Origin of the sequence: Shinella sumterensis, assembly GCF_004514425.2 — a bacterium.
GTDB classification, from domain to species: domain Bacteria; phylum Pseudomonadota; class Alphaproteobacteria; order Rhizobiales; family Rhizobiaceae; genus Shinella; species Shinella sumterensis.
On record NZ_MYFN02000002.1, the window covers coordinates 235804 to 255363 of the forward strand.

A 19560-nucleotide genomic window follows, 5' to 3' on the forward strand; every position below is an offset into this window, starting at 1 on the left:
AGGAGAGAGACATGGTGAAGACCCAAGCACATGCTTATCGGCAGACCCGGGCGCAGACGAAGACTGCGACGGGCGCCAAAACGCGCGCTTCCGCCCTGGGCCTGCCAAAGAAACAAGGACTCTACGATCCGCGCAATGAGCACGATGCCTGCGGCGTCGGTTTCGTTGCGCATCTGAAAGGCAAGAAGTCGCACCAGATCGTCCAGGACGGGCTTTTCATGCTCGAAAACCTGACGCATCGCGGTGCCGTCGGCGCCGACCCGTTGATGGGCGACGGTGCGGGCATTCTCGTACAGATTCCGGACCGCTTCTTCCGCGAGGAGATGGCCAAGCAGGGCGTCACGCTGCCCAAGGCAGGCGAATACGCCGTCGGCCACATCTTCATGCCGCAGGACGAGAAGCTGGTCGACTATTTCAAGAAGGTCATCGCGGACGTCGTCGCGGAGGAGGGGCAGGTTCTTCTCGGCTTCCGTGACGTGCCGGTCGACAACTCCTCGCTCTCCAAGGCGCCCGAGATCGCCGCCACCGAACCGCGCCACGTTCAGGTCTTCATCGGCGCCGGCCGTGAAGCCGCGACGAGCGACGAGTTCGAGCGCCGTCTCTTCACGCTGCGCAAGGTGATCTCCAACCGCATCTACGACGAATATGAAGGCGAGGAGAGCAACTTCTATCCGGTCTCGCTCTCCGCGACGACCATCGTCTACAAGGGCATGTTCCTGGCCTATCAGGTCGGCGCCTATTACAAGGACCTCGCCGACCCGCGCTTCGAATCGGCCGTTGCCCTCGTGCACCAGCGCTTCTCGACCAACACCTTCCCGTCGTGGAAGCTCGCGCATCCCTATCGCATGGTCGCGCATAACGGCGAGATCAACACGCTGCGCGGCAACGTCAACTGGATGGCGGCCCGCCAGGCCTCCGTTTCCTCGCCGCTCTTCGGTGAAGACATCACCAAGCTCTGGCCGATCTCCTACGAGGGGCAGTCGGATACCGCCTGTTTCGACAACGCGCTCGAATTCCTTGTTCGCGGCGGCTATTCCATGGCCCATGCGGTGATGATGCTCATCCCCGAGGCCTGGGCCGGCAACCAGCTGATGAGCCCCGAGCGCAAGGCGTTCTACGAGTACCACGCCGCCCTGATGGAGCCGTGGGACGGCCCGGCTGCCGTCGCCTTCACCGATGGCAAGCAGATCGGCGCGACGCTGGACCGCAACGGCCTGCGTCCGGCTCGCTATCTCGTGACGGATGACGACCGCGTCATCCTCGCCTCCGAAGCCGGCACGCTGCCGGTCAAGGAAGAGAGCATCATCAAGAAGTGGCGCCTCCAGCCCGGCAAGATGCTGCTCATCGACATGGAAGAAGGCCGCATCATCTCCGATGAGGAGGTGAAGTCCTCGCTCGCCGCCAAGCACCCCTATCGTGACTGGCTGGACAACACCCAGATCATCCTCGAGGATCTCGGCCCGGTCGAGCCGCGGGCGCTGCGCCGCGACGTGTCGCTGCGCGACCGCCAGCAGGCTTTCGGCTATACCCAGGAAGACACCAAGCTCCTGATGTCGCCCATGGCGACGACGGGGCAGGAGGCGATCGGCTCCATGGGCACGGATACACCGATCTCGGCGATGTCCGACAAGACCAAGCTGCTCTACACCTACTTCAAGCAGAACTTCGCGCAGGTGACGAACCCGCCCATCGACCCGATCCGCGAGGAACTGGTCATGAGCCTCGTTTCCTTCATCGGTCCGCGGCCGAACATCCTCGATCATGGCGGTGCGGCCAAGGCCAAGCGCATGGAAGTGCGTCAGCCGATCCTTACCAACGGCGATCTCGAAAAGATCCGCTCCATCGGCCATGTCGAGGATCTCTTCGACACCAAGACGCTGGACTTCACCTATGACGTGGCGCGTGGCGCCGACGGCATGCCGGAAATGCTGGAGCGGCTGTGCGAGCGCGCCGAGCAGGCCGTTACTAGCGGCTACAACATCATCGTTCTGTCCGACCGGCAGATCGGTCCGGACCGCGTGGCGATCCCCGCACTGCTCGCAACGGCGGCCGTGCACCATCACCTGATCCGCAAGGGCCTTCGCACCTCGGTCGGTCTCGTCGTCGAGACGGGCGAGCCGCGTGAGGTGCACCATTTCTGCCTGCTCGCCGGCTATGGCGCGGAAGCGATCAACCCTTACCTCGCCTTCGACACGCTCACCGACATGCACAAGCGCGGCGAGTTCCCGAAGGAAGTGGATGCCGAGGAAGTCGTCTACCGCTACATCAAGGCGATCGGCAAGGGCATCCTCAAGGTCATGTCCAAGATGGGCATTTCGACCTACCAGTCCTATTGCGGCGCGCAGATCTTCGACGCCATCGGGCTGTCGTCCGAACTGGTCGACAAGTTCTTCTTCGGTACGGCGACCACCATCGAAGGCGTCGGCCTGGAGCAGATCGCCCGGGAGACCTTCAACCGGCACAAGGCGGCCTTCGGGCGCGATCCGCTGCTCGCCAACACACTCGATATCGGCGGTGAATACGCCTATCGCATGCGCGGCGAGGAACATGCCTGGACGCCCGACGTCATCGCCTCGCTGCAGCATGCGGTGCGCGGCAATGCTGCCGATCGCTACAAGGAATTCGCCGAACTGGTGAATGCCTCGTCGTTGCGCATGAACACGATCCGCGGCCTGTTCTCCATCAAGAGCGCGGAAGCGGCGGGTCGCAAGCCCATCTCCATCGATGAGGTCGAGTCCGCGGCCGATATCGTCAAGCGCTTCTCGACGGGCGCCATGTCCTTCGGTTCGATCTCGCGCGAGGCGCATACGACGCTGGCGGTGGCCATGAACCGGATCGGCGGCAAGTCGAACACCGGCGAGGGCGGCGAGGAGAGCGATCGCTACCTGCCGCTGCCGGATGGTTCGTCCAATCCCGAGCGTTCGGCGATCAAGCAGATCGCATCGGGCCGCTTCGGTGTGACGACGGAATATCTCGTCAACGCCGACATGCTCCAGATCAAGGTCGCGCAGGGAGCCAAGCCCGGTGAAGGCGGTCAGCTGCCCGGCCATAAGGTGGATGCGACGGTCGCCAAGACCCGTCACTCCACGCCCGGCGTCGGCCTCATCTCGCCGCCGCCGCACCATGACATCTACTCGATCGAAGACCTGGCCCAGCTCATCTACGACCTGAAGAACGTCAATCCCGAGGCCGATATCTCGGTGAAGCTCGTCTCGGAGGTCGGCGTCGGCACGGTCGCTGCCGGGGTCGCCAAGGCGCGCGCGGACCATATCACGGTCGCGGGCTTCGACGGCGGCACCGGTGCTTCGCCGCTCACCTCGTTGAAGCATGCCGGCTCTCCCTGGGAGATCGGCCTTGCCGAGACGCACCAGACGCTGGTGCTCAACAAGCTGCGTTCGCGCATCGCCTTGCAGGTCGATGGCGGCCTGAAGACCGGCCGTGACGTCGTCATCGGCGCGCTGCTGGGCGCCGACGAATTCGGTTTTGCCACCGCGCCGCTGATTGCGGCCGGCTGCATCATGATGCGCAAGTGCCACCTCAACACCTGTCCGGTAGGGGTCGCCACGCAGGACCCGGTTCTGCGCAAGCGTTTCAAGGGCACGCCCGAACACGTCATCAACTACTTCTTCTTCGTGGCCGAAGAGGTGCGCGAAATCCTGGCCTCGCTCGGCGTGCGTTCGCTGAACGAGATCATCGGCGCCTCCGAACTGCTCGAAAAGGAGAAGATGATCTCGCACTGGAAGGCCAATGGTCTCGACTTCTCGCGCATCTTCCACAAGGTGGACGCGCCGAAGGAGGCGACCTACTGGACCGAGCGGCAGAACCATCCGATCCACGACATCCTCGACCGCAAGCTCATCGAGCAGGCGAAGCCGGCGCTTGAATCCAAGACGCCCGTCGCCTTCGAGGTCGACATCAAGAACGTCGACCGTTCGGCCGGCGCGATGCTCTCGGGCGAAGTGGCCAAGCGCTATGGCTTCAAGGGCCTGAAAGACGATACGATCTCCGTGAAGCTGCACGGCACGGCCGGCCAATCCTTCGCAGCGTTCCTTGCCCGCGGCATCACCTTCGATCTGGTCGGTGCCGGCAACGACTATGTCGGCAAGGGCCTGTCGGGTGGCCGCATCGTCGTGCGTCCGCCGGAAAACAACCGTGCGGTGCCGCATGAATCGATCATCGTCGGCAATACCGTGCTCTACGGCGCGATTGCAGGCGAGTGCTACTTCAACGGCGTGGCTGGCGAACGTTTCGCCGTGCGCAACTCCGGTGCGGTCGCGGTCGTCGAGGGCGTGGGCGACCACGGCTGCGAGTACATGACGGGCGGTGTCGTCGTCGTCATCGGCCAGACGGGGCGCAACTTCGCGGCCGGCATGTCGGGTGGTGTCGCCTATGTGCTTGACGAGGCCGGCGATTTCGCGCGTCGCTGCAACATGGCGATGGTCGAACTCGAGCCTGTGCCGGAAGAAGACGACATGCTGGAGAAGCTGCACCACCATGGCGGCGACCTCATGCACAAGGGCATGGTCGACGTGTCCGACGACATGACGCGCCATGACGAGGAGCGGCTTTATCAGCTCGTCTCGAACCACCTGCACTATACGGGTTCGCCGCGGGCCAAGGAGATCCTCGACCACTGGGCCGATTATCGTCCGAAATTCCGCAAGGTGATGCCGGTCGAGTACCGCCGCGCGCTCGAAGAGATGGAGCGCATGAGGATGGGGGTCGCTGCCGAGTGAGGCAGCGGTTCACCACCCTTCACCGGCTGATTTCGCTGGGCTTGGCAGTCGCGGTCCCGGGGATCGCGACCCTCGTGAACGGCGAGATCAGGATCGAATTCATCGTACTGGGTTTGGTGGTTGGAGCCGCCTACTGGTACTGGGGGCCTGCGGGCGCCCCGCTCTGAGCAAGGATTATTGAAGTGGGCAAGGTAACTGGTTTCATGGAAATCGACCGGCAGGTGGCGAAGTATCAGCCGGCCTCCGACCGCATCCGCCATTTCCGCGAATTCACCATCCCGATGTCGGATGCCGAGGTGCAGAAGCAGGCCGCGCGCTGCATGGATTGCGGCATTCCCTACTGCCACGGTCCGACCGGGTGTCCGGTGCACAACCAGATCCCGGACTGGAACGACCTCGTCTATAACGGCAACTGGGAAGAGGCGATCCGCAACCTGCATTCGACCAACAACTTCCCGGAATTCACCGGCCGCGTCTGCCCCGCACCCTGCGAGGAGGCCTGCACGCTGAATCTTGAAGATGCGCCGGTTTCCATCAAGACCGTCGAGCAGGCGATTGCCGACAAGGCCTACGAGATGGGCTATATCGTGCCGCAGCCGGCCACGGTGAAGACGGGCAAGAAGGTTGCCGTCATCGGTTCCGGTCCTGCCGGCATGGCTGCTGCCCAGCAGCTCGCCCGCGCCGGCCACGAAGTGCACCTCTACGAGCGCGAATCCAAGGCCGGCGGCCTGCTGCGCTACGGCATCCCGGACTTCAAGATGGAGAAGAACTTCATCGACCGTCGCGTCGACCAGATGCGCGGTGAGGGCGTGACGTTCCACTACGGCGTCAATGTCGGCGTCGACAAGCCGATGGACGAGATGTTCGCCGAGCATGATGCCGTGCTCTATTGCGGCGGCTCCGAGACCCCGCGCGATGCCGGCATTCCCGGCGTCGATTTCGCCGGGGTGCACGATGCCATGCCCTATCTGGTGCAGCAGAACCGCCGCGTCGGGCGGGAGAACGTCGACAGCGTCGGCTGGCCGTCCGAGCCTATCCTGGCGGGCGGCAAGCATGTCGTCGTCGTTGGCGGCGGCGACACCGCATCGGACTGCGTCGGCACGGCGTTCCGCCAGGGAGCGGTGAAGGTCACGCAGCTCGACATCCGTCCGCAGCCGCCGGAAAAGGAAGACAAGCTTGCCGTCTGGCCGTTCTGGGCGACGAAGATGCGCACCTCCTCCTCGCAGGCCGAAGGCGCCGTGCGCGAGTTCCAGGTCGGTACGCTCGAATTCGTCGGCGATGAAGATGGCGTGCTGACGGGCGTGAAGTGCTGCCAGGTGGACGATCGCCGCAAGCCGATCGCCGGCACGGAGTTCATCATCAAGGCGGATCTCGCCTTCATCGCCATCGGTTTCCGCGGCCCCTTCACCGACAGCGTGCTGAAGGATCTCGGCGACAAGCTTGCGATCAACACCGACAAGCGCGGCTCGTCGAACGTCATCGCCAATGACCGCGACTACAAGACCTCGGTCGACAAGCTCTGGACGGCTGGCGACGTGCGCCGCGGCCAGTCGCTCGTCGTCTGGGCGATCCGCGAAGGCCGTCAGGCCGCACGCGCGATCGACGAGGCGCTGATGGGCACGACCACGCTGCCGCGTTAAGGTAAACGGGAGCGCGCAAGAAAGCCGCGCTCCCGACTATTCGGGATAAGGGTATCCACGGATCCCGCTGCGGTCATGACAAGATGACCGCAGCCATTTCCTGGTTCAGGGCGTCGCGGTCTTGTTGAGGCGGAAATCGTCCACACGGCCGAGTGGGGCATCGGCAGTCTCGCCCTTGTCGACCAGCTTCTCCCTCAGGCTCTTGCCGTTCCCCTTGATGGCCGCCCCGCCCAGAAGCGCGGTACCACCGTCGAGCGACGGGTCGGAGAGGCTGATCGGCTGAGTCTTGGTGATCTCGGCATCGACCGGCGGCGTGGCGACGACGAGGTCTTTCAGGTCGTTCTGCAGGCTCGGGCCGTCGGCCGCCGCATCGCCCAGGATCCGGCGGATTTCCTTTTCCACATAGAAGGCGAGCTTGCGTTTGCCGGCGGGCGTGAAATTGATGCCGTCGGAGCCGCGCAGGCGAACCTGCTGGCCGTTGATATCGGAGCCCGAGGTCACGAACTTGCCGGCCTCGTCGACGAAGCCGTCCCATATATCGACGAAGGTTCCGCCAGTCTTTTCGGCACTGGCGCGATAGATGCCGTTCAGTGTCGTCATGTCGGCGGTGAGCGCGGAGGACTGGAAGGCCGGCATGCCCATCCAGAGCGTCGGCTTGTTGCCCTCATGCGCGATGGCGGCGATCCGCTCGACCCGGCTTTCATATTCCTTCGTCCAGGCGTCGGAGCGGAATTTCTCCTTCTCGCCTGCAATCGTCATTTGCTGCCGGTCGTTTGCGCCCAGGCTGATCACGACGAGCGCCGGTTTCGTTTCCGCGATAAGGCCGGGCAGCGAGTTGGGCCAGTCGTAATAATCGTCGCGCACAAGGCCGGAGGAGCCGTTCGTGCGCTTGTCGACGATGATGCCGGGGGTTGTCTTGAAGGCCTCGATCAGGCCGTCACCGAGGCTGCCGGCAATGAAGTCGCCGACGACGAGCACGACCTTCGCGTCCGCCAGCTTTTCCACCGGTGCGGGTTCCGGGCTCTTCGCCACCGTCGTTGCCGGGCGCTTTTTCCTGACGGCGGCGCGGGGTTTGCGAATGGTCGGTTCGGGCGCGACTTCCCTGGGCTTCTTTTTGCCGAAGAGGAATTCGAGGATCGATCTGCGCTCGACACGTTCCTGCGCGCCTGCGGGCGTCGCCATGGGGGCTGCGAGGCTTGCGGAGACGGCGAGGGCAAGCCCGAGGCGGATGATCCGGATCGTCATGCTCATTGCAGGGCTCCGCGATTTCTACGCATTCTGCCGGCGGTCGATGGCGGCATGATGGCAAATGCCGGTGGCGAGGGAAAGCAAAAAGGGGCGCCGAAGCGCCCCTCATGCGGGATCGTAGCCATTTTCAACGCTGGAGCGCGCGCAGGACCTTCTGGCTCGGCTCGCCATCGGCGGGCAGGCCCATGCGGTTCTGGAAGGCCTGGATGGCGGCCTTCGAGCCGGAGCCGAAGTTGCCGTCGACCTCGCCGTCGTAATAGCCGAGTTCCTTCAGGCGCGTCTGGAGTTCGAACTTCTCGGTGATGTCGAGCGTGCCGTCGGGCCGCGGCCAACGCTGCTTGACGCCACCGTAGCCGGCGATCTGGTCGGCGAGCATGCCGACGCCCATCGCGTAGGAATCCGAGGCGTTGTAGCGCTTGATGACGAAGAAGTTCTTGGTCATCAGGAAGCCCGGCCCGCCATTGGCCGGCATCTTCAGCTCCGCCCGGTCCGAGCCGTTCTTGAAGCCGCTGCCGCCCGGCCGCGTGAAACCGAGCTTCGCCCACTGTGCGAGCGTCTTGGTCTGGCCGGAATATTTGCCGCCACCCGGCGGCACGACGATCTCGTAGCCCCAGGTCTTGCCCGATTGCCAGCCGTTCTTGGCCAGAAGGTTGGCCGCGGTCGCGAGCGCGTCGGGGATGGAGTTCCAGATGTCGCGATGGCCGTTGCCGTCGGCATCCACCGCATAGAGCATATAGCTTGTCGGGATGAACTGCGTGTGCCCCATCGCGCCGGCCCAGGAGCCGGTCATGTCCCGTGCGGCAATGTCGCCGCGCTGGATGATCTTGAGGGCGGCGATCAGCTGTGTGCGCGCATATTTCGCCCGCTTCTTGTCTGCGTAGGCGAGCGTTGCGAGCGCGCGCGGCACGTAGTGCAGCCGGTCGTCCTTGGCCAGCACAGCGCCGTAGTTCGATTCCATCGACCAGATGGCAAGCAGGATGTTGCGGTCCACACCGAAATGACGTTCGACCGCCGCGAGCGTGCGGGCATGCTTCTTGGCCATTTCACGGCCGATGCGCACCGTGTAGGGATTGACGCGGGAGTCGAGGTAATCCCAGATCTGGTGCTTGAATTCCGGCTGGTACGCGGCCTTCTCCAGCACGTCCGGATCGGGCGTCTTGATGCCGGCAAAGGCCTGCTGGTAGGTCGATTTGCTGATGCCCGCCTCTGCTGCTGTCTGATAGAAATCGGCGATCCACTTCTGGAAGCGCGCATCCGCATGTGCGACCGCGGTCTGGGCAAAAAGGCCGGCCGAGAGGAGGAGGGTGAGCGCGGATCGGCGCAGAACGGTTTTGAGATTCTGTGTCATCAGCTGTTTCCGTTTTCAAATTTCGGTTCGGTGGCCGGGAACCACCGGCGAGGACGCAAACTTATAAAAACGAAGTCAACAAATTCTTTACCATCAAACTTTTGCCCCGTCTCTCTTTGCAAAAAAATAGCAATTGGACACTATTCCGGCACAGTGATGGCTAGCCATGAGGGCAACTGGCTCAACGAGGTGAAAAATGTCGCAGACACGCAAGGTTCGCAAAGCAGTCTTCCCGGTGGCCGGTCTCGGCACCCGCTTCCTTCCGGCCACCAAGGCCGTGCCGAAGGAAATGTTGACCGTGGTGGACAAGCCGGTGATCCAATACGTGGTGGATGAAGCGCTGGACGCCGGCATCGAGCACCTCATTTTCGTGACGGGCCGCTCCAAGGCCGTCATCGAGGATTATTTCGATATCCAGGTCGAGCTGGAGCAGACGCTGCGCCAGCGCAACAAGACCGCCGAGCTCACGCTTCTGGAAAGCATCCTGCCGGTTGCGGGCTCGACGAGCTTCACGCGCCAACAGGAGCCGCTCGGCCTTGGCCATGCGGTGTGGTGCGCGCGCGAATTGGTCGGCAACGAGCCTTTCGCGCTGCTTCTCCCCGATATGATCATGAAGGCCGAAAAGGGCTGCATGAAGGGCATGGTCGAGCTGTTCGAACACAGCGGTGCCAATGTCATCGCCGTCGAGGAATGCGCGCCGGACCAGGCGCACAAATACGGTATCGTCGGCGTCGGCGAGAAGGTCGGCGAGGGCTTTGCCATCACCGAGATGGTCGAGAAGCCGCCGAAGGGCACCGCGCCCTCCAACTTCTTCATCAACGGCCGCTACATTCTTCAGCCGGAAATCTTCCCGATCCTGTCGACGCAGGAGCGCGGCGCGGGCAACGAGATCCAGCTGACCGACGCCATGGTGAAGCTTGCGACCGAACAGAAGTTCGCCGCCTACCATTTCCGCGGCGAGACCTATGACTGTGGTGCCAAGGATGGCTTCATCCTGGCCAATATCGCGTTTGCGCTGGCGCGCGCCGATATTCGTCCTTCGGTCGAGGGGCCGCTGAAGGAGCTCGTCGCGGGTCTGAAATAAGGCTCAGCGACGCAAGACGAGACCGATGCCGGCACGCGTGATGCCGGTATCGTCCGCACCACGCTGGCGGGTCAGTTCGTAGGAGACGTCGCCCGTGAGCGCGAGCCAGCGGTTGAGGTTCCATGTCAGGCCCGCACCCGCAAGGTAGACGCTCTGGTTGGGGATGACCGTCGCGGACTTGAAGTCGCGCCACGTATAGGCGCCGGTCAGCCGTGCCACGAGGTTATCCCGCAGTTCGTGGGTCAGGGTCGCATCGGTCGTATATTCGACATAGCCGCTCTGTCCGGGGGCGGTCGACGGCTCCAGCTCCGTGCGCAGGCCAAGCCGCAGATCGGTACCGCGCTGCGGCGACCAGAACACGGCGCCGTCCAGCGCGATGCCCTGGAGTGTGGCAAGGCGACTGTCATCGAACGACGCGCGCTTGTAGCCGAGGCCTAGGTCGCCGCGCAGCTTTTCGCCGAGATCGACTTCCACGCCTGCGCGGCCGCCGAGGGTGAGGGCAGAGCGTTCGTAGCCGAGCGAATCCCGCTTCTGATCATAGAACGACCGACCGACCGAGGCTTCGAGATAGGGGATCAGGGCAGGCGACAGCGCATAGCCGACACGACCGGTCAGCGTTCCCGCCGAGAAGTTGCGGTCCGAGAGATCCAACTTGCTGCCGTCCTGAAGTGCTGCGTCGCCGTAGACCTCGCGGTCGAAATCCGCGCTGATCGTGCCGCGGATAAGGCCGAAATCGCGCTTCAGGCTCGCGCCGGCGGCGAATTTATGCACGCCGGACTGGGTCGTGGCGCCGTTGATCGCGTTGGGATCGCTGGAGCTTTCGCGCTCGAACGCGTAGCCGGCGGTCAGGTTGGCGATCGTGTCGTTGCTGAGGTCGAGCCGCAGGTCGGCATTGACATTGACCTTGGGCTCGGTTTCGCCGGTGCCGCTGATATTGCGCTGGTGTATACCCTCGGCATCGATCGTCAGCTGATGGCGCGACCAATCGGAGGTAAGCGACCCCTTCAGGCCCGTCTGCCAGAAGGAACGGCTTGTCGAGACGGAGCCGGTCTTGGTCTTTTCGTGGTTGATGCCCTGCGAAAGCGAGGGCTTCAGGATGAAGGTGCCGAGGCGGATACCGATCGGGTCATAGGGATTGCCGAAATTGCTGCGCACATTGTCGAGGTCGGCCTCGCGCTGGTTCAGCCGCTCGGTGCGACGTTCGGCCGGCAGGAACGCGCCGTTTTCGCCAGGTGTCGTCTCCACCAGTCGGGCCGCATCCTCGTCGGACATGGGCGCGCGCGCCGGTATCGCACCGGTGGTCCCAGGCGTACCGGATGTGCTGCCCGTCGCGCTCGTGTCCGTATCGGTTTCCGTGTCAGTCGAGGCCAGCGGGTCCTGAAAGGCGCTCGACGCGGGGACGACCTTTTGCTGGGCCATCGCCGGCATGGTTGCAAGCACGGTGCCGGCAAGCAGCAACGCGGCCAGACGCCGTGTCGGGCGTGACCACGGGGTCCCGCGTGCCTGTAGCTGTGCCTTCGCCATGATCGGCCCTGCGATTCTCGAATTCCTAAGCGAACGTAAATCACCATGGTTAACGCTTGGTTTCCGTGGCGGCTCAGGCGCTGCAAGGTTCTGCATGGACAGGTTCGGACAAAAACGCTAACGAGGCGCCATGATCAAGAGACAGGCAAATGTTGATGGCGAGGGCGCTATTGCCTCTGCGCTGAGGACCGTTGAGACGGAAAAGGCGGGGCTGCTTGCCCTTTCAACGGCGTTGCAGGGCGATCTGCACGATGCGTTCTGCGAGGCCGTGCGGTTGATCGGCAGCATTGCAGGCCGGGTCATCGTCACCGGCATCGGCAAGTCCGGGCATATCGGCGTGAAGATCGCCGCAACCCTGGCCTCCACCGGTACGCCCTCCTTCTTCGTCCACCCCGTCGAAGCCAACCATGGCGACCTCGGCATGATCGGCCGTGACGATGTCATCCTGGCGCTCTCCTGGAGTGGTGAGACGGCAGAGCTTCAGGGCATCGTTTCCTATTCGCGCCGCTTCTCGATCCCGCTGATCGCCATGACGTCAGGCGAGCGCTCGGCGCTGGCGCGCGAGGCCGATACGGTTTTGCTGCTGCCCAAGGTTCAGGAAGCCTGCCCGCATGGGCTCGCGCCGACGACATCGACGCTCATGCAGCTGTCGCTGGGCGATGCGATCGCTGTGGCGCTTCTGGAGGCGCGCGGCTTCACGGCCGTCGATTTCAAGACGTTCCATCCCGGCGGCAAGCTGGGCGCGAGCCTCTCTTACGTGGGCGATATCATGCACAGCGGCGAAAACATCCCGCTGGTGGGGCTCGGCACGTCGATGCCGGATGCGGTGCTGATGCTGGCGCAGAAGCGCTACGGCTGTGTCGGCGTCGTCAATGACGAGGGCCTTCTCGTGGGGATCGTCACGGATGGCGACATTGCCCGCAACCTGTCGCGCAATCTCTCCGAACTCATCGTCGACGAAGTGATGACGCGCAGTCCGAAGACCGTGAAGCCGGGCACGCTCGCGACATCGGCGCTGGCGCTTCTCAACCAGCACAATATCTCGGCGCTGATCGTGACCGACGAGGCGTTTCGCCCCGTCGGCATCGTGCATTTCCACGATCTCCTGCGGATCGGCGTCGCCTGAGGCTCAGGCCACCTCGACGGTGAGGTCACGGCCATTGCTGGCCGTGACGCGCACGCGCGTGCCGATCGGCAGGTCCGGTCCCTGCACACTCCACATCGTATCGTCCAGCCGGATGCGGCCGCGTCCTTCGGCGATGGGGTGCTCGAGCGTGGCGGTGCGGCCGACGAGGCTCTGGCCTCGCTGGTTCAGGTAGGGCTGGTCGCTCGCCGTGTCGCTACGGCTGACGATGCGCCGGCCAAGGACGGCCGCGACCAGCGACAGAACGGCAAAGACCAGCCATTGCACCTGCCAGACCCAGAAAGCCTCACCCCACAGGAGAAGCGACAGCGCGCCCGTTATGATGGCGGCAATGCCGATCCAGACGAGGAAGACGCCGGGCAGCAGCACTTCGAGGATCAGGAGGACGATGCCGAGCACCCACCACGCCCAGGGGCCAAGCTCGGTGACGATGCGCTGGATCATGCTCAGCTTCCCTGCGGCGTGTCGAAGGGGTTACGGAAGGCGGGTGTAGCGGCGGTCGTGGTCGTCGCAGGAGTCGTCTGGCGTGCACGCTGCGGATTGCCGCCGGCCGCAGCAGGGCCGTTTCCGAACACTTCCTTGGCGATGGCGCCGATGCCGCCGAGCGAGCCGATGAGCGACGATGCCTCCATCGGCATCAGCACGATCTTCGAGTTCGGCGCCTTGCCGATCGCGGCCATGGCTTCGGTGTATTTCTGCGCGACGAAGTAGTTGATCGCCTGCACGTCGCCGGCGGCAATGGCTTCCGATACCATCTTCGTCGCCTTCGCTTCGGCTTCGGCAAGGCGTTCGCGTGCTTCGGCGTCACGGAAGGCGGCTTCGCGCTGGCCTTCGGCCTCGAGGATCGCGGACTGCTTGGCGCCTTCCGCGCGCAGGATCTGCGCGTTGCGGGCGCCTTCGGCTTCCAGAACCTGCGCGCGCTTCTCGCGCTCGGCCTTCATCTGCCGGCCCATCGAATCGACCAGATCCTTCGGCGGCGCGATGTCCTTGATCTCGACGCGGGTGATCTTGATACCCCACGGATTGGCCGCTTCATCGACGACGCGCAGCAGCTTGTCGTTGATAACGTCACGATTGGACAAAAGCTCGTCCAGATCCATCGAGCCCATGACCGAGCGGATGTTGGTCATGGTGAGGTTGAGGATGGCGTTTTCCAGGTTGGCGACCTGATAGGCCGCTTGGGCCGGATTGAGAATCTGGTAGAACGCGACGCCATCGGCCGAGACGCTGGCATTGTCACGGGTGATGACTTCCTGCGTGGGGATATCCAGCACCTGTTCCATCACGTTCATCTTCGCGCCGATGCGATCGATGAAGGGGATGATGAGGTTGAGGCCGGGCTGCAGAGTGCGGGTGTAGCGGCCGAAGCGCTCCACCGTGTACTGGTAACCCTGCGGAATCGTCTTGATCCCGGCGAAGAGGATGAGGACCACCAGCACCACGAGGGCGATGACGACAATGTCCAGTCCTGCAAAATTCATTCTTCTTCTCCTGACAGCCATGTATCGCGGCGCACTGTAAGCAATACGTGCCGCGATACCAGTCTATTTGCTCAGGGCGAAGATTTATCCTGGCTCAGACCCAGCCGGAAAGCTCGCGGCGCACGACCGTTTCCAGCACGGCCATGCCTTCGCGACTGTCATTGAGACAGGGAATATGCGCGAACTTCTCGCCGCCATTGTGCAGGAAGCTTTCAGCGGCCTGCTCGGCGATCTCCTCCAGCGTCTCCAAGCAGTCGGAAACGAAGCCGGGATTGAGCACGGCGATCCGCTTGATGCCCTCCTGCGCCAGTTTCTCGACCGTCTTGTCCGTATAGGGCTGCAGCCATTCTTCCGGCCCGAAGCGGGACTGGAAGGTGACCACCAGCTTTTCCTTCGACCAGCCGAGCCGTTCGCGCAGCAGGCGCGCGGTCTTCTGGCACTGGCAGTAATAGGGGTCGCCCTTGTCGAAATAGCTTTGCGGAATGCCGTGGAAGGAGGTCAGCACGCGTTCCGGCTCCCAATCGAGCGTGGCGAGATGCTTTTCGATCGAGACGGCGAGCGCGTCGATATAAGCCGGGTCGTCGTGATAGGGCGGTACGGTGCGCAGCGCCGGCTGCCAGCGCTGCTTGAGCAGGAACTCGAAGGCCTTGTCGTTGACCGTCGCGGTCGTCGCGGCTGCATATTGCGGATAGAGCGGGAAGAGCAGGATGCGTTCGCAGCCCTGCTTCTGGAGGGCCTCCATGCGCGATGCGATGGACGGCTGGCCATAGCGCATCGCCCAGTCGACGATGACGTTGGAATGTTCGGCGAGCGAGGCGGCCATCAGCTCGGCCTGGCTGCGCGTGTAGGTGCGCAGGTAGCTCTCGTTCTTGTCCTTGTTCCAGATCATCTCATAGGCCTTGCCGACCTTGCCGGGGCGCGTGTTGAGCACGATGCCGAAGAGGATCGGATACCACGCGATCTTTGGCCACTCGATGACGCGCTTGTCCGTCAGGAACTCCTTCAGGTAGCGGCGCATGGACGTGTAGTCGGTGCCGTCGGGCGTGCCCAGGTTGACAAGCAGAACGCCCACCTTGCCGTGCTTGACGGGCGGATGACTGGTGGGCTTGGCGGTAGCGCTGTCCTGCATGGTTCGGTCCTGTGCGTGCGGGGTTTCGGTCGTTGTTCTTCTACGCGGCGGTGGGCCGTTCGGTTCGGAATGGTTCTAAAAAGAAATGCCGGCCCGGAAAAGACCGGACCGGCAGAAAATGTGGAGACAAATTGTCCTTATTTTCCGGGAATGGAAAGTTCCGTCCCGATATGTAGGGCGCGCGGTCGCGGATTGCCGTTGGCGTCCGCGATACGGTGCCACAGCGTTCCATCGCCATAGGCCGCCTTGGCGATGTCCCACAGCGTATCGCCTCGCGCGATGATATGTTTGCCGCCGGCGGTGGCGGTGCCGGACGCGCCCTCGGCGGGCGTCGACCCGGCTGTCGTCTCATCAGTGGCGGTCTTCGCCCCCTCCGACGCGGGTTGCGCCGCTGTCGCCGCGGCGACCTCGGCGATACGGCCGTCGGTATAGGGCTTGTAGGGGCGGTGCGCGGCAAGATAATCCGCAACGACCAGTTCGAGGTTCGGGCCGAAGTCGTAGGCGTTCTGCCCTGCGGTTGCGAAGACCGAATAGCCGTCGCCTCCGGCACGCATATAGTTGTTGGAGACGACGCCGTAGGTCTTCGCCGGATCGAGCGGGACGAAGGTCTCGCCTTCCTTCACCTCGGCGGAAAGGACGCGGCTGCCGGCCGGCTTCGACCGGTCGAAGGTGTATTTCAGGCCGGAGACCTGCGGGAACCGGCCCGCGCCCTCCTCGATCTCGCTGAGCCCGTTCTCCAGCGCCAGGATCACGTCGGATCCCTTGAGCTGGAACGTCGCAAGCGAATTCTGGAAGGGCAGCACGGTCAGCACCTCGCCCATGGTGACGACGCCCTTGTCGATCGACGCACGCAGGCCGCCGCCGTTCTGGATGGCGATCGATATGCCCTGCGCCTTGACGCGATCGAGGATGGCATCGGCGACCAGGTTGCCCATGGTGCATTCCTGCGCGCGGCAGGTCTCGCGTGAACCGTCGATGGTGTCGGCCGTCTCGGCGACCTCCTTCTTCTTCAGTTCCTCGATCGGCGCGCCCAGTTCCTTCACGCGTGCGGCAAAGCCCGTATGCGGTTTTACTGCGGCGTCGAGCAGGAGGGGCGCCCCGCTTGCCGCCTTCACCTTGCCGGCGTCGTCGAAGACGACCTTCAGTTCACCGAGATATTTCGAATAGGCATAGGCCTGCACGATCGGAACCTCGACGCCGGCCGGGTTCTTCACGAGCGTGGGATAGGGGCCGGCCGCCTTGTCGTCGGTGCTGGAAAGCAACGTATGGCTATGGCCCCCGACGATCACGTCGATGCCGTCAACGGCGGCGGCGATTTCCTGGTCACGCTTGTAGCCGACATGGGAAAGCAGGATGATCTTGTTGACGCCCTCGGCTTCGATCGTCGGAATGACGCTCTTGAGGTAGGTGATCTCGTCCTCGAAGAACACGCCCTTGCCGGGCGACGAGGTCTCGCCGGTATCCGTCGCCAGAACCGAGACGACGGCGACCTTCTCGCCGCCGATCTCCTTGACGACATAGCCCTTGATCCGGTTGGCGATAGGCGTGTCGGCGCCGGCGACCGTGTTGCCCGAGATGACCGGGAACTTCACCTGGTCGAGGAACTTCGCGAGCTCCTCCGGGCCGTCGTCGAATTCGTGGTTGCCGACCGCCATCGCATCGAAGCCGATGCCGTTCATGAATTCGGCGACGGCCTGGCTCTTGTAGGTGGTGTAGAAGAGGGATCCCTGGAACTGGTCGCCGGCATCCAGCACCAGCACGTTCGCCTTCGCATCGGTCAGCGCCTTGCGCGCATTGTCGATGGCCGTCTTCACGCGGGCGATGCCGCCGAAGCATTCGTTCTTGCCATCTTCCTCCGCCGTGCAGGTGGAATCGTACTTGTTGATGGCCTCGATGCGCGAATGCAGATCGTTGATATGCAGGATGTGCAGCTCGTAGTCGGCGAGAGCCGAGCCGCTGGAAAGCGCGATGAGGGAGGCGGCCAGAAGGCCGGAGCGGAAAATCGTCATGGTCCTCTTCTCCTTGTTTGCCGCGCCTCTGAGCACGGAACGCTGGCCGATCTCAGATAGACCGCGAACATGACAGCCAGCCGGCGAATGTTTTCACCGGTCAGCGGCAACTTCAAGAAAAAACCGGGCGCGTGCGGCTCTGCCGGATCGGTGCGCCAACGAAAAAGGGGCCTTTCGGCCCCTCGATCGTAACCAGGACAGCGCGTCTCAGGCGCGGCGTGCGAGCGAGAACTGTGCACCGGCGGAGGTGGTGCAGTTCAGCTGTTGCTGGCTGACCAGCGCGCAATTGACCTTCGACTGCGTGTTGCGCACGAGCGAGGTCATGTTGATCTCGACGAGCGTCGGCGAGGTATTGATGTAGGTGCCGGATGCCAGGAGCTGGTTGGTATCGGTCGTGCGGGTCGTGAACGTGCCGGCCGCGAAGGTCGATACGATACCGTTCGGGTCCACCCATGCGCCTTCGACGCCGGTCGGAGCCGGGCGGTGCGCCGTCGGCATCTCGCGCGGTGCGCGTTCCGTCTGGCAGGAAGCGAGTGCTGCTGCGGCGGCAAGCAGGCCCAGGACAGCGATTGGTTTCATCTGAAGTCTCCCGAGGTCGTGGCCGGCGCGAAGCACCCGTCCATTTCGCCCGAACATGCCGCGAAGAGACTTTGAAAGCAAGACGCGCAGCCCGGCGGATCGGCATTATCCCATTGAAAGCGAAGACGCCCGCGGCAGGCCGCGGGCGTCTTTGAAGCGGGTGACGGGTAGCGGATCAGCGAACGAGAATGTTCTTGAACTGCCAGGGGTCCTTCGTGTCGAGGTCTTCCGGGAAGAGGCCCGGGCGGCCGTCGAGCGGGGTCCAGTCGGTGTAATGGCCTTCGACCGGGCCGAGATAGGGCGTCTGCACTTCCAGGCAGCGCTTGTAATCGATCTCGTCGGCCTCGACGATGCCGGCCTTCGGGTTCTCGACCGCCCATACCATGCCGGCCAGCACGGCCGACGTCACCTGCAGGCCGGTGGCGTTCTGGTAGGGAGCGATGCGGCGGGTCTCCTCCAGCGAGAGGCGCGAGCCGTACCAGTAGGCATTCTTGTCGTGGCCGTAGAGCAGGACGCCGAGTTCGTCGACGCCGTCCACCAGTTCATTCTCGTCGAGAACGTGCAGGACGGGCTGCTGGTTGCCGCCGTTGCCGAACATCTCGTGCAGCGAAAGCACGGCGTCGTTGCAGGGATGATAGGCGTAGTGGCAGGTCGGCCGGTAGGTCACGTCACCGTCCTTGTCGCGTACCGTGAAGTAATCGGCAATCGAAATGGACTCGTTGTGCGTCACCAGGAAGCCGTATTGCGGGCCGGGCGTCGGGCACCAGGTGCGCACGCGGGTGTTCGCGCCGGGCTGCTCCAGATAGATCGCTGCCTTGCAGCCCTTCTTGTGCTTCTTGGCGTTCTTCGGCATCCACTTTTCGTGGGTGCCCCAGCCGAGTTCGGACGGCTGCAGGCCTTCGGAAATGAAGCCTTCGACCGACCAGGTGTTCCAGAACGTATTGAGGGGCTTCGGGTTCTTCGTGCGCTGGGTATCGCGCTCGGCGATGTGGACGCCCTTGACGCCGACCTTCTTCATCAGCTTGGCCCAGCCTTCGCGGTCATGCTGCGCAGGCTCTTCGAACTTGATGTCGAGGTCCTTGGCGAGGTTCAGGAGGGCCTGCTTGACGAACCAGGAGACCATGCCCGGATTGGCGCCGCAGGTGGAGATGGCTGTGGTGCCGCCGGGGTTCTTGTCCTTCTCCTTGCGCAGCGTCTCGCGCAGGGCGTAGTTCGTGCGGTCGGCATTCTTCATGCCCTTGTCGAAGTAGAAGCCGAGCCAGGGCTCGACCACCGTGTCGATATAGAGCACGTCGAGCTTGCGGCAGAGCTTGATGAGGTCGACGGAGCCCGTATCCACCGAGAGGTTTACGCAGAAGCCCTGGCCTTCGCCTTCCGTCAGCAGCGGCTTCAGGAGGGTCTTGTAATTGTCCTTCGTGACATGTGCCTTGATGTGACGGACGCCGTGGCGCGCATAGATTTCCGCATCGGCGGCATCTTCACGCGGCTCGATGACGATCAGCCGGTTCCGGTCATACTTGAAATGGCGCTCGATGAGCGGCAGCGTGCCGCGACCGATGGAGCCGAAACCGATCATCACGATCGGACCGGTAATTTCGCCATGTACCGGGTAGGTGCTGTCTGCCATTTGGTTCTCCT

The 19560-nt window shown here is 63.5% G+C and carries 13 protein-coding genes; 4 read left to right on the plus strand and 9 right to left on the minus strand.

Going from position 1 to position 19560, the window contains the following annotated elements; translation table 11 throughout:
• Positions 1–11 precede the first annotated feature (11 nt).
• On the plus strand, positions 12–4736 hold the full coding sequence (gltB, locus tag B5M41_RS04905; protein ID WP_167718740.1) for a glutamate synthase large subunit: 4725 nt from the start codon (positions 12–14) through the stop codon (positions 4734–4736).
• A 182-nt stretch (positions 4737–4918) separates the two neighbouring features.
• Positions 4919–6376, plus strand: a complete 1458-nt coding sequence (locus tag B5M41_RS04910; protein ID WP_134645895.1) for a glutamate synthase subunit beta — start codon at positions 4919–4921, stop codon at positions 6374–6376.
• 105 nt (positions 6377–6481) lie between these two features.
• Here the strand turns inward: B5M41_RS04910 and B5M41_RS04915 are convergent, their stop codons facing one another.
• Together B5M41_RS04915 and B5M41_RS04920 are read right to left on the minus strand one after the other, a co-directional pair.
• Complete coding sequence (locus B5M41_RS04915) at positions 6482–7627, minus strand: SGNH/GDSL hydrolase family protein (protein ID WP_134645892.1); 1146 nt, start codon at positions 7625–7627, stop codon at positions 6482–6484.
• 124 nt (positions 7628–7751) lie between these two features.
• Positions 7752–8972, minus strand: a complete 1221-nt coding sequence (locus tag B5M41_RS04920) for a lytic murein transglycosylase (protein WP_134645890.1) — start codon at positions 8970–8972, stop codon at positions 7752–7754.
• Positions 8973–9168: 196 nt separating this feature from the next.
• On the opposite strand from B5M41_RS04920, the gene galU reads away from it, so the two are divergent.
• A complete protein-coding gene (gene galU, locus B5M41_RS04925; RefSeq protein WP_134645888.1) occupies positions 9169–10056 on the plus strand; it encodes a UTP--glucose-1-phosphate uridylyltransferase GalU in 888 nt (295 codons plus the stop codon).
• Between the two features lie 3 nt (positions 10057–10059).
• Here the strand turns inward: galU and B5M41_RS04930 are convergent, their stop codons facing one another.
• A complete protein-coding gene (locus B5M41_RS04930; protein ID WP_167718733.1) occupies positions 10060–11580 on the minus strand; it encodes an outer membrane beta-barrel protein in 1521 nt (506 codons plus the stop codon).
• A gap of 130 nt (positions 11581–11710) precedes the next feature.
• On the opposite strand from B5M41_RS04930, the gene B5M41_RS04935 reads away from it, so the two are divergent.
• Positions 11711–12706 carry a KpsF/GutQ family sugar-phosphate isomerase gene (locus tag B5M41_RS04935; protein WP_134645884.1) on the plus strand — a complete coding sequence of 332 codons (996 nt, stop codon included), beginning with the start codon at positions 11711–11713 and terminating at the stop codon, positions 12704–12706.
• 3 nt (positions 12707–12709) lie between these two features.
• Here the strand turns inward: B5M41_RS04935 and B5M41_RS04940 are convergent, their stop codons facing one another.
• From B5M41_RS04940 to B5M41_RS04965, 6 genes are all read right to left on the minus strand, one after another.
• Entirely contained in the window at positions 12710–13168 is a 459-nt protein-coding gene (locus B5M41_RS04940; protein ID WP_134645882.1) for an NfeD family protein, read from the minus strand.
• A 2-nt stretch (positions 13169–13170) separates the two neighbouring features.
• Positions 13171–14205, minus strand: coding sequence for an SPFH domain-containing protein (locus B5M41_RS04945; RefSeq protein WP_134645880.1), 1035 nt, complete (start codon positions 14203–14205; stop codon positions 13171–13173).
• 94 nt (positions 14206–14299) lie between these two features.
• Positions 14300–15334 (minus strand): ferrochelatase, encoded by a 1035-nt coding sequence (gene hemH / locus B5M41_RS04950; RefSeq protein ID WP_134645877.1) that lies wholly within the window; start codon positions 15332–15334, stop codon positions 14300–14302.
• Between the two features lie 137 nt (positions 15335–15471).
• Positions 15472–17343, minus strand: coding sequence for a 5'-nucleotidase C-terminal domain-containing protein (locus tag B5M41_RS04955; protein WP_134645875.1), 1872 nt, complete (start codon positions 17341–17343; stop codon positions 15472–15474).
• Positions 17344–17550: 207 nt separating this feature from the next.
• Complete coding sequence (omp10, locus tag B5M41_RS04960) at positions 17551–17922, minus strand: outer membrane lipoprotein Omp10 (protein WP_134645873.1); 372 nt, start codon at positions 17920–17922, stop codon at positions 17551–17553.
• A 175-nt stretch (positions 17923–18097) separates the two neighbouring features.
• A complete protein-coding gene (locus B5M41_RS04965; RefSeq protein WP_134645871.1) occupies positions 18098–19549 on the minus strand; it encodes a homospermidine synthase in 1452 nt (483 codons plus the stop codon).
• Between the last annotated feature and the right edge of the window lie 11 nt (positions 19550–19560).

Bases quoted from the DNA above. Each gene is read 5' to 3' on its own strand.
- gltB (WP_167718740.1), top strand. From the start codon at position 12: ATGGTGAAGACCCAAGCACATGCTTATCGGCAGACCCGGGCGCAGACG.
- B5M41_RS04915 (WP_134645892.1), bottom strand. From the start codon at position 7,627: ATGAGCATGACGATCCGGATCATCCGCCTCGGGCTTGCCCTCGCCGTC.
- B5M41_RS04920 (WP_134645890.1), bottom strand. From the start codon at position 8,972: ATGACACAGAATCTCAAAACCGTTCTGCGCCGATCCGCGCTCACCCTC.
- galU (WP_134645888.1), top strand. From the start codon at position 9,169: ATGTCGCAGACACGCAAGGTTCGCAAAGCAGTCTTCCCGGTGGCCGGT.
- B5M41_RS04930 (WP_167718733.1), bottom strand. From the start codon at position 11,580: ATGGCGAAGGCACAGCTACAGGCACGCGGGACCCCGTGGTCACGCCCG.
- B5M41_RS04935 (WP_134645884.1), top strand. From the start codon at position 11,711: ATGATCAAGAGACAGGCAAATGTTGATGGCGAGGGCGCTATTGCCTCT.
- B5M41_RS04940 (WP_134645882.1), bottom strand. From the start codon at position 13,168: ATGATCCAGCGCATCGTCACCGAGCTTGGCCCCTGGGCGTGGTGGGTG.
- B5M41_RS04945 (WP_134645880.1), bottom strand. From the start codon at position 14,205: ATGAATTTTGCAGGACTGGACATTGTCGTCATCGCCCTCGTGGTGCTG.
- hemH (WP_134645877.1), bottom strand. From the start codon at position 15,334: ATGCAGGACAGCGCTACCGCCAAGCCCACCAGTCATCCGCCCGTCAAG.
- B5M41_RS04955 (WP_134645875.1), bottom strand. From the start codon at position 17,343: ATGACGATTTTCCGCTCCGGCCTTCTGGCCGCCTCCCTCATCGCGCTT.
- omp10 (WP_134645873.1), bottom strand. From the start codon at position 17,922: ATGAAACCAATCGCTGTCCTGGGCCTGCTTGCCGCCGCAGCAGCACTC.
- B5M41_RS04965 (WP_134645871.1), bottom strand. From the start codon at position 19,549: ATGGCAGACAGCACCTACCCGGTACATGGCGAAATTACCGGTCCGATC.